General features: G+C 55.2%; 11 protein-coding genes. 3 read left to right on the top strand and 8 right to left on the bottom strand.

Annotated features, from left to right (window positions below; genetic code table 11):
- The 5 genes from KKD83_08550 to KKD83_08530 all read right to left on the bottom strand — a co-directional run.
- A partial coding sequence (locus KKD83_08550; GenBank protein MBU2536195.1) for a fibronectin type III domain-containing protein occupies nt 1-2,733 on the bottom strand: 2,733 nt, incomplete at its 3' end.
- Nucleotides 2,734-3,004: 271 nt separating this feature from the next.
- Entirely contained in the window at nt 3,005-4,255 is a 1,251-nt protein-coding gene (gene hisS, locus KKD83_08545; protein MBU2536194.1) for a histidine--tRNA ligase, read from the bottom strand.
- A gap of 18 nt (nt 4,256-4,273) precedes the next feature.
- Nucleotides 4,274-4,549, bottom strand: a complete 276-nt coding sequence (locus KKD83_08540; protein MBU2536193.1) for a hypothetical protein — start codon at nt 4,547-4,549, stop codon at nt 4,274-4,276.
- Nucleotides 4,550-4,551: 2 nt separating this feature from the next.
- Nucleotides 4,552-4,794 carry a MoaD/ThiS family protein gene (locus KKD83_08535; protein MBU2536192.1) on the bottom strand — a complete coding sequence of 81 codons (243 nt, stop codon included), beginning with the start codon at nt 4,792-4,794 and terminating at the stop codon, nt 4,552-4,554.
- Nucleotides 4,795-4,915: 121 nt separating this feature from the next.
- Nucleotides 4,916-6,661 (bottom strand): aldehyde ferredoxin oxidoreductase, encoded by a 1,746-nt coding sequence (locus KKD83_08530; protein ID MBU2536191.1) that lies wholly within the window; start codon nt 6,659-6,661, stop codon nt 4,916-4,918.
- 207 nt (nt 6,662-6,868) lie between these two features.
- Between KKD83_08530 and KKD83_08525 the strand changes: the two genes are divergently transcribed.
- Both KKD83_08525 and rpsT read left to right on the top strand, forming a co-directional pair.
- On the top strand, nt 6,869-9,007 hold the full coding sequence (locus KKD83_08525; protein ID MBU2536190.1) for a bifunctional (p)ppGpp synthetase/guanosine-3',5'-bis(diphosphate) 3'-pyrophosphohydrolase: 2,139 nt from the start codon (nt 6,869-6,871) through the stop codon (nt 9,005-9,007).
- Nucleotides 9,008-9,096: 89 nt separating this feature from the next.
- Nucleotides 9,097-9,471, top strand: coding sequence for a 30S ribosomal protein S20 (gene rpsT / locus KKD83_08520; GenBank protein ID MBU2536189.1), 375 nt, complete (start codon nt 9,097-9,099; stop codon nt 9,469-9,471).
- 8 nt (nt 9,472-9,479) lie between these two features.
- Here rpsT and KKD83_08515 read toward each other — a convergent pair whose 3' ends face one another.
- The gene (locus KKD83_08515; GenBank protein MBU2536188.1) at nt 9,480-9,896 is read right to left on the bottom strand and encodes a secondary thiamine-phosphate synthase enzyme YjbQ; all 417 of its coding nucleotides are present in this window, start codon (nt 9,894-9,896) and stop codon (nt 9,480-9,482) included.
- Between the two features lie 157 nt (nt 9,897-10,053).
- Between KKD83_08515 and KKD83_08510 the strand changes: the two genes are divergently transcribed.
- The gene (locus KKD83_08510; GenBank protein MBU2536187.1) at nt 10,054-11,226 is read left to right on the top strand and encodes a hypothetical protein; all 1,173 of its coding nucleotides are present in this window, start codon (nt 10,054-10,056) and stop codon (nt 11,224-11,226) included.
- A 74-nt stretch (nt 11,227-11,300) separates the two neighbouring features.
- On the opposite strand, the gene KKD83_08505 is transcribed toward KKD83_08510, so the two are convergent.
- Both KKD83_08505 and carB read right to left on the bottom strand, forming a co-directional pair.
- Nucleotides 11,301-12,101 (bottom strand): dihydroorotate dehydrogenase electron transfer subunit, encoded by an 801-nt coding sequence (locus KKD83_08505; GenBank protein MBU2536186.1) that lies wholly within the window; start codon nt 12,099-12,101, stop codon nt 11,301-11,303.
- A partial coding sequence (gene carB, locus KKD83_08500) for a carbamoyl-phosphate synthase large subunit (protein ID MBU2536185.1) occupies nt 12,098-14,013 on the bottom strand: 1,916 nt, incomplete at its 5' end. The genes carB and KKD83_08505, both read right to left, overlap by 4 nt.

Genomic DNA, 14,013 nt, shown 5'->3' with positions numbered 1-14,013 from the left:
CCAGGCTGGTATCGGTGGCGCTGGTGCCGGTGCCGCCGGGATAATGATATCCGGTGGTGCAGGCGGTGGTGCCGGAAGTATGATATCCGGTGGCTGGAGCGTGATGGAAGGTGCCGGTGGTACCTGGATTACCGGTGCCGGGGGTTGCTGGATGACTACCGGTGGCTGTGCCTCTGGCAACTCCTCGATGGTGAAGGTGCGGGTCGAGGACCACGGGCTGAAGCCAATGGGGTCAGCGGCCACAACTCTCACTTTCCAGTAGTAGGTCTCGCCCGGATTGAAAGCGACAGCGAGGCTGGTGATGGAGACAATAGATGAGGCGGTCGGACCGACATTAGCCGGAGCCCAGAAGACCTCGTTGAAACCTGTGTCGGTAGCCACTTGCAGCTGGTAAGTGGTTGCCGTGGACGGGCGCTCCCAGGTGAACGTAACGATGTAAGCACCGCCGGCTACAGGGTTCACTCTGATGGGCTTTCCGTCGGCAGGTACACTTAGCGTTGGCCCGGTCGTGGCCAGGGTGTCGGTGTAACTGCGAACCCTGTCTGCTGCAGGAGCACTGTCAATCACCCACAGCTTCGTACTGCCAGTACTTGTCCTAAGCGCAGATGGCGCCGCGACGAAGTCAACCGTCGCATCCGTCAGGGTGGCCCAGTGGGTGGTAGCAGGATTGGCATTGGTTGGCGAGAGGTTGCGGTAGATAACGCCGTTACCGCCAAGTGCTATTAGTGAGCTGCACGCATAGAGTGTGCCATCCACCAGCGCTATGCCGGTGACACCATAACCAGCGGGGAGGTTACCTGTGCCAGCCACTTCCAGGTCTTTCCAGCTCGTGCTCGTGCCAATCTCCCAGCGCTCCACTTTGGAGGTGGCGATGGCACCTGCGGCGTAGATATAGTCGCCGTCGGATAGGCCACTAGCGGTCACCTGAGTATTGCCGGCAACATTGAGAAGCTCCGAAATCTTGGTCCAGGAGCTGTTGCCGTCCGTGGAGTAGGAGACCGCGCCACCAGTGCTGCCGACAACCAGATTGTCCTCGCCAAGGCTGACTACCGAATAAGCGGTGCCACCTGCCAGCGAAGCGCTCTTCAATGAACCCCACGTAAAGCCAGAGTTGGTGGTCTTGCTTACTCCGGAGGTATTGGTAATGTAGGCGACGTCGTCGCTCTCTACGGCCATGTCCACAATGGCATATCGGGAAGCACGCGTGAACCATTTCGTATCTCCAGCATACTGGCTCAGGTACAACGTCATGGCACCAACGTCCGCTACGTAGACGGTGTCACTATCTGGAGCACCGCGGACGATGTAGCCATTGTTGTTGCCTATCCACCAGACCCTCTGCCAGGTGGAAGCCTTGCGCCAGAGGCTGGTCGTACCACCGACAGCAGCATCGCTGGTCACCATGAAGATTCTACTGCCGTCAGCATCAACCCAGATGTCCGAAACTGTAGTAACAACGGTATCAATGAGGCTGACGTCGGTGAAGGTCTTGCCGTTGTCCTCCGAGACGGCAAAGGCAGCCGGGGCATTTGCGCCACCGGTGGCTCCGGAGACAACGTCACTGCCTGACCAGGCAACCAGCATTTGGGTTGCGCCGCCCGGTCGCTTCATGCTGGTCGCCGTGCTGATGGTTGGCGAAGTTGCCAGCGCATCGGCCGAGAGCTTGATTTGATTGCTCGCCGTAGGACCGGCCACCAGGTTGGTGCCGTCCCAGCCAACGCTGTTGATGCCCACGTTGGAATCGTAGATTTGCTTGACTGAGGTGTCCTTGAGGCGGTAGATACCACCTACTTCAGGAGTCGTTGCGCCAGCGTCTAGGACTGAAAGTCCAACGAAGGCGATGCGTGAGCTGTCATCACCGGCCAGGTAGCCCGGGTCAAGCGAGATATGGGCATCAGGAACAGTATACGCGCCCGCCGGCGTAAGATCGGTTTCCAGCGTTACCGGGTAGGTACCGAAGCCGGCAACCGCATCCCATGCCTTCTGGTTGAAGCTGAGCATGTGGAAGCGGGCTACACCAGCTACAGTGAGGGCGCCGGTTTCCTCGGATACGGCGACCGCTACCAGGTCTGAAGAGAAATTGGGTGAGAACTCCACCGTGCGGAACACATCGATTGACCCTACCACCAGTGGGGTGGTGAAGTCGAGAACCGCATCCTTCCAGGCCGGGGCGGCTGCGCCCAGGTCAAAGTAGTACCATGCCGGTCCGGTGGCATCAGTACCGGCCGCGGCAATGTAGTGTTTGGAGCCGTCTGGTGGTGAGATAGCTATATCCCAGATTTGTGTCGCGGGTGCGGCAGCGGCATCCTGGACTGTGCCCAGGCTGCTCCAGCTTGAGCCGCTGTCGGTGGAAACAAACGCCACCAGGTTGGTTGACACACCACCAAAAATAGCGACTATACTTGGGTCGTCGGGGGCAACGGCCACCAGGTTCACCGCGGCTATGGTCGGGGCGGTCAGTCCGCTCCAGGTCCTGCCGCCGTCGGTGGACTTGTAAATCTTGTTGTCAACACCAGCAGTCGCGGCGTACATTGTCGTCCCGTCGCCGGCTACTGCCAGGTCAACGATGTCCAGGCCGGCCGTTGTCACCAGTATGTTGTTGGTGGTGCTCGGCAGTGTCTCGGAACCAAAACTAAGCGTACCCGCCGAAACCGGGACTGCCGATAGCAGGAGGCTGGCTGCCAGAACGACAACGAGGCCTATACCCCATATTTTAGTTATTTTCTTTTTCATCGACTTTAAATTTTACTCCTTTTTTTGATATATCTATATCTCCACAAACAGAGATATCTCCATGACTCTCTTTATTTTATGGAGACAAAGATTTCTTTGTGTCCGTCTTTCGAGTTCAACGCTCGCTTCCCTTGCGGGTCCTGCCATTACATCACCTCCTTTTTTGCAAGTATCATACCTAATATAAAGGTAAAAAATAATTTTGTCAATACTTTCCGGTAAAAATTTTACATAAACCAATAGTATTTTAGTACTTCGTGCCTATACTGCGTCAACCTTTTAATAGTTCCGGCAATTCGTTCATCTTAACCGTTTTCTGTTCGGCGGTGGTCATATCACGGAGTGAGGCGGTGCCGCTTTTCAACTCTTCTTCGCCAATGATAACGGTATGTTGCGCGCCGAGGTTATTGGCCTGCCTGAGCTGTGCCTTGAGGCTGCGGTTGCCCGTGGCCATGATGACGCCGATGTCCGCCTGCCTCAGCCGGGATGCCAGCCTGACTGTCTCGTTCCTGCCTTCCTCGCCCTGGTGGGCGATGAATACCAGTGGCCTGGGCAGGGATGGGACGGGCACGGTCTGCGCCTTTAAATTGAGTATTATCCGTTCCATACCGATGGCAAAGCCGATAGCGGGCGTCGGTTTACCGCCCAGTTCCTCAATCAGGTCATCATACCGCCCTCCGCCGCAGATGGTGCTCTGTGCCCCGCCATTTTCCGGCTGGATTTCAAAGACGGTTCTGGTGTAGTAATCAAGCCCGCGAACCAGGCGGTGGCTCAGGGTGAACGGAATCTGTAACAGATTGAGGTAAGTCATAAGCCGGTCGAAGTGCTCCCGGCACTTTGGGCAGAGGTGGTCGGTGCTGCGCGGCGCCGAGTCAGCCACCCCCTGGCAGGACGGCTGCTTGCAGTCGAGCAGGCGGAGCAGGTTGCGGCTTAACCTTTTTTGGCAATCGTTGCATAACACCGCCGCATGGCCGGCATAGTACTCATGCAAAATGCCGAGGTAGCCCGGCCGGCACTGCTTGCAGCCGATACTGTTCAACTGCAGGGTAAGGCGCTGCAGGCCGAGCGACCGGAAGAACTGCCAGGCAAGGTCGATGTTTTCCGCATCGATGGACGGGTCGTCGTCGCCGATGGCCTCGCAGCCAAACTGGTAGTGCTGCCGGTATCTTCCCGCCTGCGGCCTTTCATAGCGGAAGATGGGGGCCAGATAGTAGAGCTTGACCGGCTGCGGTCGACTGTGAAATCCGTGCTCCAGGTAGGCGCGACATACCGGCGCCGTGCCCTCCGGGCGCAGCGTGAGCTGGTTGCCGCCTTTATCGGCGAAGGAGTACATCTCCTTTTCCACGATGTCGGTTCCCGGCCCCACGCTGCGCGTGAAAAGGGAGGTATCCTCAAACGCCGGGGAGTCAATCCGCTCATAACCGTAGAGCTGGCAGATATGGGCTGCCTTTTGCTCGATGTAACGCCAGTAAGCCTGTTCCTCCGGCAGAATGTCGGTTGTGCCACGCGGTGCCTGATACAATTTACGCCACCTTATCCGCTATGAAGCTTTATGAAAATGCCACTTGTAAAGGAGCTGCATATTGTCCGGGAAAATCCCTAGGCGGTCTCCGTCGTTTACTTTTCTGGTCAATGCGGAGTACTCACCGTTTAGAAAGATATTGCTGCCCAGCTCTTCCAGCGGAATGCCAATGCGCTGGGCGATATTTTCAATTGAGTCCCCATCTTTGACTGGGACATAAACGATAGAATCACGAGATGGCTCTTGATTATCGGAAAAGCGGCGGAGCTTGCCGTAAAGGTGCACCTCGATCATCCCTATCCCCCACCAATAAGTGGGAATATACCTATCCTGTCCCCATCCTGGAGGAGGTAGCTCTCCTTCTGCCAGCTCCCGTTTATCATGAGCACGCCGATTTCTTGGCGGGGGATTTTGAGTTGGTTTATCAGGTCACCAAGGTTAGCCTTATTGTCCAGCTCCAGGGTAAAGGGGTCGCTATCTCCGGAACTGGGGTGGAATTTGCGCAAGTTCGCGAAAAGCCTTATTTCAACCTTGTTCATCGCTCGTTCCTTATCCGTAAATTACACCAAATTACACTATTTTAATTATACCGTATTTTAACGAGATGAAGAAAGCCCCCTCCGTGCGGAGGGGGCTCGTGAATCAATGGTTCAATAACCTTTAGCGACCGTGAACCTTGTCCAGTTCCTTGTCTGGCACATCGAAGACCACATTGTGGGGCGGGAGCTTCTCATACGTCATGAATTCCGGCAGGCGGTCGTGAGATTTGGTGAAGCCGGCCGCATCATTGAAGGCCCGCTCCTTATCGACAATCTCCTTGCCCATCTTTATCATGTCGTCCACTGTCCAGTTGGTGCCCAGCACCCCATTGCACTCTTCCACCACGCCTTCGAGACCGGAGAGGTCATCCAGGCAGGCAAAAGAGATGAACAGGCAGTGACCGCTGCTGTCAAAGAAGTAGGCGGTGGTATCCTGGAAGTTGCGTGCCAGGTCTCCCTTCTCAATGACGAACTTGTCCACCTCGCCGCCTATACTGAATATCTCGGGGGCGATAGTGTAGCCCGCGGTGTGGTCGGCGCCCATGGGGGAGGTGGCATAGATGACACCTATGCCCTTGATAGCCCTGGGTTCATAGGCGGGCATAGCCTGACGTTTGGCTGTCGGGCAGCGGACGACGCCGAAGGTATCGGCCGTAAGCGAGGCACCGCCACCCAGGATGTGGCCGAGCGATGTTCCCTTGCCGATTTCGTGCATCAGTTCGATGGCCTTCTTGCCGTCACCGAACTTGGCCAGTCCGGCCTCCATGGCCACACCGATGGTCACGCCGGCCTCGATGGTGTCCACGCCATAGTCATTGCACAGGCGAATCAGCTCCCCGGTAACTTCCAGGCTGTCAATGCCGCAGTTGGCGCCGAGGGACCAGACCGACTCATACTCCTGGCAGGAGACAAGCTCGGTGCCATCGGGCTTGGGGTAGACATTGGAGCACTTGATGATGCAGCCCGGGGAACAGCTGTGACCGGTCATGCCCACGCCGCCCCGCTTCTTGCAGTTCTCGTTGATGGTTTCGCCAGAAATCTTGCTCGCCCCTTCGAACCGCCCTGAGCTGAAGTTACGGGTGGGTAAGGCACCAGCCTCATTGATGACAGCGACACAGACGGCTGTGCCGTAGGTATTAAGCGCCCCGCCGGGCTTGGTAATATCGTGTTTCTGCAGGGCGGCAACGAGCTTCTTACGACCAGCCTCAAAGACCTCTTTATTGGCAAAGGTTACGCCCGGGCCGCCGGTGTCATCAAGGATGATAGCCTTGAGCCCTTTGCTGCCCATAACGGCTCCCATCCCACCACGACCGGCATAGCGGCTGGGCCTGTTCTCCGGGTCATTTACACAGATACCGGCCATCGACATCAGCTTCTCCCCGGCGACGCCGATGCCAATGACGCCTACATCCTTGCCAAACTTGGCAAAGATTTTGGGGTAGGTCTCATAAAGTCCTCTGCCAGCAAACTCATCGGCAGGCATAATCTTGGCCCCATCCTTGTTTACCTGGAGCAACCAGAATTTGCCCTTTTCCTTTGGCTGTCCTTCGACGATGATAGCCTTGATGCCCAGTCGGGCGAGCTTTTGGCCGGCCATACCGCCGGAGTTGGCCTCCTTGATCCCTCCAGTTAAGGGGGACTTGCCACCCATGGAGATGCGACCCGATGTAGGCGCACTGGTGCCGGTAACGATGCCAGTGGAGATGGAGAGTTTGTTGTTTGGCCCCAGGGGATGACAGGTGGGCGGCACCTCGTCGCAGGTTATGGCTGACGTTAGACCACGCCCGCCCAGTAACTTGTACTTATCGGGTACATCTTCATACTTGGTCGTCAGGTCGCTCATGTTAGCGCGCAGAATTTTACTCATACTTGAATTACCTCCTTGCCAAAATGGCATTGAAAGTATACCATAATTATTCTACCTGTCAATATGAAAAATGGTAAATTCAACCATTAAAAGCGCAGATTTACAGACCAAGTTTTATTGGGCTATACTAGGATAGAACCCGCATTACCGTCAGGGCAGGAGGTTTTCACCACTTTGGCTGTTGTAGGGGTAACGAGTTTCGACCAGCTGAAAGAAAAGGCGGAGTCATATCTTCCGGCAGAGAAGATTGCCCTCGTCGAAGAGGCGTATCGGTTTGCCGCCGAGGCGCATCATGGACAGATGCGATTGTCGGGCGACCCTTATGTGGAGCACCCGGTGCAGACATCGCTGATACTGGCCGGCCTCCAGCTTGATGCCGCCTCTCTGGCCGCGGCGCTGTTGCACGATGTGCCGGAGAACTGCGGCATACCTGTTGAGAAGATAGAAGAGAAGTTCGGGCTGGAAATAAGCAAGCTGGTTGATGGCGTGACCAAACTCGGCCAGGTCTCGTGGCAGACCACAGGGACGGCTCCGCGAGAAGTTCAGGCGGAGAATTTACGGAAGATGATGGTTGCGATGGCGGAAGACCTCCGCGTGGTCTTTATCAAGCTGGCGGACAGATTACATAATATGCGTACTCTGGACGCGCTGGCGCCGGAAAAGCAGCGCAGCATTTCACAGGAGACACTGGAAATCTATACCCAGCTCGCCCACCGACTCGGCATATGGGAACTGAAGTGGCAACTGGAAGACCTGGCTTTCCAGTATCTGGAGCCGGAAACGTTCAACCGTATTGTTATCCTGCTGGCGGCACGCCGCGCGCAGCGGGAAAACTTCATTGCTCAGGTGGTCGACATATTGAAAAAGGAACTGGGCAAAGCCGGTCTGAAAGCTGAGCTGTCCGGTCGACCCAAGCACATATACAGCATTCACCAGAAAATGCAGCGGGGTCGTGATTTTAACGATATCTACGACTTGCTGGCACTCAGGGTGCTGGTCAACACGGTGCCCGATTGTTACAGCGTTGTGGGCATTATCCACAGCCTGTGGCACCCGATACCCGAGGAGTTTGACGATTATATTGCCAGTCCAAAACCAAACGGGTACCAGTCACTGCACACGGCAATCATGTGCTTCGGCACCACTCCCCTGGAAGTGCAGATAAGAACCCGTGAGATGAACCACAATGACGAGTATGGTGTGGCGGCGCACTGGCGATACAAGCAGGGGCAGAAAGCGGACCTGCACTTCGAGGAGAAGATCGGCTGGCTGCGCCAGCTTATCGAGTGGCACCGGGAATTGAGCGGGTCGGAAGAGTTCCTGGAATCGGTGAAAACGGACATTTTCATTGACCAGGTCTTCGTATATACCCCGAAAGGGGATATAAAGGACCTGCCGAGAGGCTCCACGCCGCTTGATTTCGCCTACCGGGTGCACACCGAGCTTGGACACCGGTGTATCGGCGCCAAGGTGAACGGACGGCTCGTGCCGCTTGACTACGAGCTGAAAAACGGCGACGTGGTGGCAATCATGTCCACCAAGGGGGAAAAAGGTCCGAGCCTCGACTGGCTGAATCCACACGTCGGTTTTGTCCGGACTTCCCACGCCAAGGAGAAGATACGACAGTGGTTCAAGAGACAGGAGCGCACGGAGAACATCGAGCGCGGCAAGCAGATCCTGGAAAAAGAACTACGGCATCTGGGAATCACCATTGAGCGCGAGGAGCTTGCGGAATTATTCTTCTTCAGCAACGTTGAAGATTTTCTGGCGGCGATCGGCTACGGAGGGATTTCCACGCATCAGATTGCGGTAAAACTGGCCACGCAGCAGGAGACGCCCAAAGTCATCCCTGAGGTGGCGCCGCGTAAGCCGGTGCCCTCGGTGGTGCACGTGCTGGGCGTGGGCAATCTGGTCACACATCTGGCCCAGTGCTGCCACCCGGTGCCGGGTGACACTATCATCGGCTATATCACGCGCAGCCGCGGCGTCACCATTCATCGTCAGGACTGTTACAATGTCCTGCATGAGGATGAGAAGGACAGGCTGGTGCCTGTGGAGTGGGGGCAGGCAGATTCACTGTACCCGGTTTCTATTCAGGTTGAGGCTTGGGATAGGGTGGGGCTTATGCGCGATATCACCACCGTTGTCGCGGAAGAGAAAGTGAACATCACCTCTCTGACCTCCCACAATCATGATGACCATACAGTTACCATGCACTTTACCATGGAAACGCAGGGCCTGGCCCAGTTAAGCAAGCTCCTCAAAAAAATTGAATCAGCTAAAGGCGTAATTCGTATTGTCCGCATCGGGGATGAGTCATCGGCCAAGACGGGCGATAAAACTTGACTTGCGTCTGCGATTAAGCATAATATGTATTTTTGGAACTCATTATAAATTGCTGGCTTTGAGCTAGTTTAGTTTGAGGGGGATTGATATTGCCAAACATTAAGCAGGCGCAAAAGCAGGCGCGGAACTCGGAAAAGCGACAGATGAGAAATCGCGCCGTTCGCAGCCGGACCAAGACCTTCATTACCAGGGCAGAGAAGCTTGTCTTTGCCGGCGAGATGGAATCTGCCCAGGAGGCGGTGGCGGAGACGATAAAGGCTCTGGACAGGGCGGCGGAGAAGGGGATTATCCATTCCAAAAATGCGGCCCGGCGCAAATCGCGTTTGATGAAGAAGCTCAACCAGGCTCAGGCTTCATCAGCGGAAGTTGTTGAGGAAGAGGTGGCTGAGGCGGAAGAGGCGGGCGAGGCAGAAGAGAAGGAAGAGAAGAAACAGAAGGCAGAGAAGAAAGAGAAGAGCAAATAGACCACTTATTACTCTCCCATAATCTGCAGCAAAACCTGTCTTGACCTCGGCCGATTGTCAAAGTCCACCACCACGAGTTGCTGCCACGTTCCCAGGGCCAGCTTTTTACCGTTAAACGGTACAACCAGCGACGCTCCCAGAAGCGAGGCGCGGACGTGGGAATAGCCATTACCCTCCCCCCAGGCGCGGTCATGCCGGTATTCCACTGTCTTCGGGATAACCCGCTCCCACATTTCTTTGAAATCAGAGATAAGGCCGGGCTCGTTTTCAATGGTGGTTACCCCCGCCGTTGAGCCGGTGATGAATACCGTAACCGTGCCATCCTTTATCTCTGTTTCAGATAGCTGCTGCTGCACAGGCGACGTTATATCAATGATATCGCACTCGCCCTTGGTTTGCAGGCTGATATTCTTCGTGATGACCATTTGATACACCTCCCTCAGCAAATTATAGGGAAATAAGGGGTGATTAGGAAATAAAATTTGGTATTGACAATCCTACAAACAGGAATATAATTATACTCACCTGAAGTGAAAATTGCCTCTACATAAAAAACGACATTTCTGAAGGATTAACTATCAAATGGGTAGACCTTGGTGGTATGACTCATATTGGGAAAGGCAAGGCAAGCCACCTGGAGGTAGATTACCAACAAACAGACGAAACTCATCAACCTCAGGCTGTCTAATCGTATTCATAGTCATTTTTGTGTTGCTGTTATTTGGGCTTGTTGTATGGTCGCTATCAGGTAGTCAAACTAGTCCATCAACAAATCCGCCACCCACGGTGACTGAACCATCACAACAGAGCCCTGCAACTAATGTTCCTAGTTCTACCTCAACACCACCTCCTGTCGAGCCCGCTCCAGCACCAGAAACTGTTAAACCACCAGAAAGTCCTTCCATACCAGTACAGACTCCCGTTTATCAACATGAAGAACTGTTAGCCTACGCTCTTGAACTTATAAACAGGGATAGAATGGCTAACGGCTTAGAGCCTGTAACTCTAGGAAGTAATACCGCTGCCCAAAAACATGCTGAAGAAAGGCTAGCCAATCGATTTAGTTCACACTGGGGCATGGATGGTCTGAAACCTTATATGAGATATACTCTGGCTGGTGGGGAGAATTATGAAGCTGAGAACGGCTTTATGACTGAAACATACTGGATTGGTGGTAGGGACCCATCCTACAAAAGAGACCCGAAGGAAATGTTAGAACAAGCTCAGCAAGGCCTTATGACTAGTCCAGGCCATAGGAAAAACATCCTTAATGAATGGCATAAGAAGGTAAATTTGGGAATAGCCTATGATAATGAAAGGCTTGACCTAGTTCAGCAATTTGAAGGGAATTATATTGATTTCAACGAGCTCCCAAGTATTTCAGGCGATATTCTTTCACTTGCTGGTAAAGTAACCCTTGGAACCATAGAGAATGTCAGCCTATACTATGACCCATTACCTAAACCTTTAAGTCCTGAGCAGCTAGATGCCCCTCCCTATGATTACGCATATGGTTTAGGTGAAGATATCGGCACTATTTTGCCGCCACTTCCATCTGGCTTTTTCTACATCGATTTATTACCAACTGACGTAGTAGCAACGACATGGGAGACTAATTCTGATGGTTTGTTCACCATAAAAGCGGACATAAGTAAGATGCTTGAGGTAGGAGAAGGTGTTTACACGATTGTAGTTTGGGTGGAGGCTAACGGCGAATTTATTTCAGTTTCAAATTATTCAATATTCATCGATTGAAACGAAGGAGACTCTATTTCATAATGTCTTATTACCATATTCCGCACACCCAAAATACTTTAACTAGTTTTGGGTCAGACGCCCAACTCATCCCACAAAATATCATTCAGTTCAAACACCGGCCCGTCCCTGCAGACCTGCTTCAGTCCGCTCTTCGTTTTCACGGTGCAGCCGTAGCAGACGCCCACCCCGCACCCCATCCGCACCTCAAGGGAAATCTGTACTGGTTTGCCCTCAAGTTTCAGTTCACTCCGTCGGTTAAACATATCGCGTAACATGGGCATCGGGCCACAGGCGAAGACTTGGTCGGCGTGTTCTGAGAAATGGGGCAGGAGGTCAGTTACGAATCCCTTTTCCCCCACCGAGCCGTCTTCAGTAACCGCCACCACTTCTATTTCCGGGGAAACGGGATAACGATTTTTGTCCACCGTGCCGTAGAGCAGCGTTACCTTATGGTTATTTCTTGTGGCGTGCCGGGCCAGAAAATATAATGGAGCGATGCCAGTGCCGCCGGCCACCAGTAAAAGATTTCGGGTGGTGGGGTCGATGGAAAAGCCGTTGCCCAGCGGCCCGAATACCGCTACGGAATCGCTGGCTTTCTGTTCGGCGAGCCAGCCGGTACCGCGTCCGCCTTCCCGCACCGCGTAAAATAAAGCAATACGCTCTTCATCTACCTGGTGGATGCTGAAGGGGCGGGGCAGGGTGGTCTCACCCCCGCAGCGCACCATGACGAACTGCCCCGGCCTTGCCTCCCGGGCTATGTCCGGGCACTTTAGCCACATAAGCCAGCTGCCCAGTATACCCCGTAAGTGAGCATGCCTGTGGCCGGGCAGGACCAGCCGATTCTCAATAACCTCTGCATTGATTAACTTCATGGAGCTTCCTTTCTGCGGTATTCGGGGAAGGGCTGAACGGCGTATGTCTGGTTGCCGCTGGACAGCGCCTCCACCACCGCCCGCATGGTATCCAGCGAGGTGAAGCAGGGGACCTGTTTCTCGACGGCGGCCCGCCGGATATAGAAACCGTCGCGTAGAGAGGCATCTCCGCCGGTTACGGTATTGACCACGCCGTTCACCGTGCCATCTCTGATGACATCAACCACGTTGGGATGCCCTTCGCTCAGTTTTTTAGTAATTCTGGTTACGGGGCAGCCGGCGGCCTCTATCGCGGCGGCAGTCCCCTCTGTGGCGTAGAGCATGTAGCCAAGTTCCGCCAGCTTTCTGATGGCCGGCAGCGCGTCCGGCTTGTCCCGGTCGGCGATGCTGAGCAGTATGGCACCCTGCGGCGGCAGCATCATACCCATGGCAAGCAGCGCCTTGGCCAGAGCCGCGTTGAAGTCGGCGTCAATGCCCATCACCTCGCCGGTGGACTTCATCTCCGGCCCCAGGTAGGTATCGACACCGAGCAGCTTCGACATGGAGAAGACGGGTGCTTTGATGGCAGTGAGCGGCTGTTCCGGCCAGAGACCGGTTTTATATCCCTGCTCTTTCAGACTGATGCCGAGCATGACCTTGGTGGCCACCTTAACTATCGGGACGCCGGTCACCTTGGAGAGGAACGGAACGGTGCGGCTGGCGCGGGGGTTGACCTCCAGCACATAGACCGATGAACCCAGGCCCTCCCGGCGCGGTACGGTCACAAACTGGACGTTCATGAGGCCTCTGATTTTCAGGGCCAGCCCGATGCGAATGGTATAGTCGATAAGGGTATTCACTTCCTGGCGGGTCAGGTTCAGTCCTGGATAAACCGCCATAGAGTCGCCGCTGTGCACGCCGGCGCGCTCGATGTGCTCCATGATGCCGGGTATAAGTATTGTCTCACCGTCGCCGATGGCGTCAACCTCTGCCTCCTTTCCCTCCAGGTACTTATCAATGAGGACGGGGTGGCCGGTGTCAAGTTCCATGGCCAGGCCCACGTGGCGGGAGAGTTCGCTGGCATTGTGCACAATCTCCATGGCCCGCCCGCCGAGCACGTAGCTGGGGCGGACGAGCACCGGATAGCCGATGAGCTGGGCGATGTTGACGGCTTCCTCCACCGAGGTCACGCCGGCCCCGGGCGGCTGGGGAATGCCCAGGTCGCTCATGAAGTTTTCAAAACGGCGCCTGTCTTCCGCCAGGTCAATGGCCTCGGCGCTGGAGCCAAGCAGGGGCATGCCGGCGCTCGCGAGGGGATTGGCCAGGTTGATGGCGGTCTGCCCGCCGAACTGGACGATGGATGGAATCGCCTGGTTGCCGTTGCCCTCATTTTCCAAAATATCGCGCACGCTTTCTTCATCGAGGGCTTCAAAATAGAGGCGGTCGCTGGTGTCAAAGTCGGTGGAGACCGTCTCCGGGTTGGAGTTGACCATGATGCTCTGGTAGCCGGCCTCCTGAAGCGCCCAGGCGCTGTGGACGCTGCAGTAGTCGAACTCGATGCCCTGCCCGATGCGGATGGGACCGCTGCCGATGACCACTGCCTTGTCCCGGTGCTCGGCTAGAGCCTCGTTCTCCTGCTCGTAGGTGCTGTAAAAGTAGGGGGTGGCGGCGTCGAACTCGGCGGCGCAGGTGTCCACCATTTTGTAGACGGGCTTTATATTCCAGTCGTGGCGCAGTTGCCTCACCTGCTCGGGGAGGCGGTCGGCCAGCGTGCCGAGCTGCTCATCGGAGAAGCCGAGCCGCTTCGCCCGGCGCAGCAGTTCCGGGGTGAGTGTCTTGGAGAGCAGCTCCTTTTCCATATCGACGATGTTCTGGAGCTTATCCAGAAACCACAAATCAATTTTGGTATGGCTGGCTAGTTCTTCGGGCGTGG

The organism is Chloroflexota bacterium (genome assembly GCA_018829775.1).
In the GTDB taxonomy this organism is placed as follows: Bacteria; Chloroflexota; Dehalococcoidia; order Dehalococcoidales; family RBG-16-60-22; genus E44-bin89.
Note: the sequence above shows the minus strand (reverse complement) of the source record. Positions and strands in the feature narration are given on the sequence as shown.

Coding starts and splice junctions, on each gene's coding strand:
- KKD83_08530 (MBU2536191.1), bottom strand. CDS start 6,661: ATGAGTAAAATTCTGCGCGCTAACATGAGCGACCTGACGACCAAGTAT.
- KKD83_08510 (MBU2536187.1), top strand. CDS start 10,054: ATGGGTAGACCTTGGTGGTATGACTCATATTGGGAAAGGCAAGGCAAG.
- KKD83_08515 (MBU2536188.1), bottom strand. CDS start 9,896: ATGGTCATCACGAAGAATATCAGCCTGCAAACCAAGGGCGAGTGCGAT.
- KKD83_08540 (MBU2536193.1), bottom strand. CDS start 4,549: ATGATCGAGGTGCACCTTTACGGCAAGCTCCGCCGCTTTTCCGATAAT.
- KKD83_08505 (MBU2536186.1), bottom strand. CDS start 12,101: ATGAAGTTAATCAATGCAGAGGTTATTGAGAATCGGCTGGTCCTGCCC.
- KKD83_08535 (MBU2536192.1), bottom strand. CDS start 4,794: ATGAACAAGGTTGAAATAAGGCTTTTCGCGAACTTGCGCAAATTCCAC.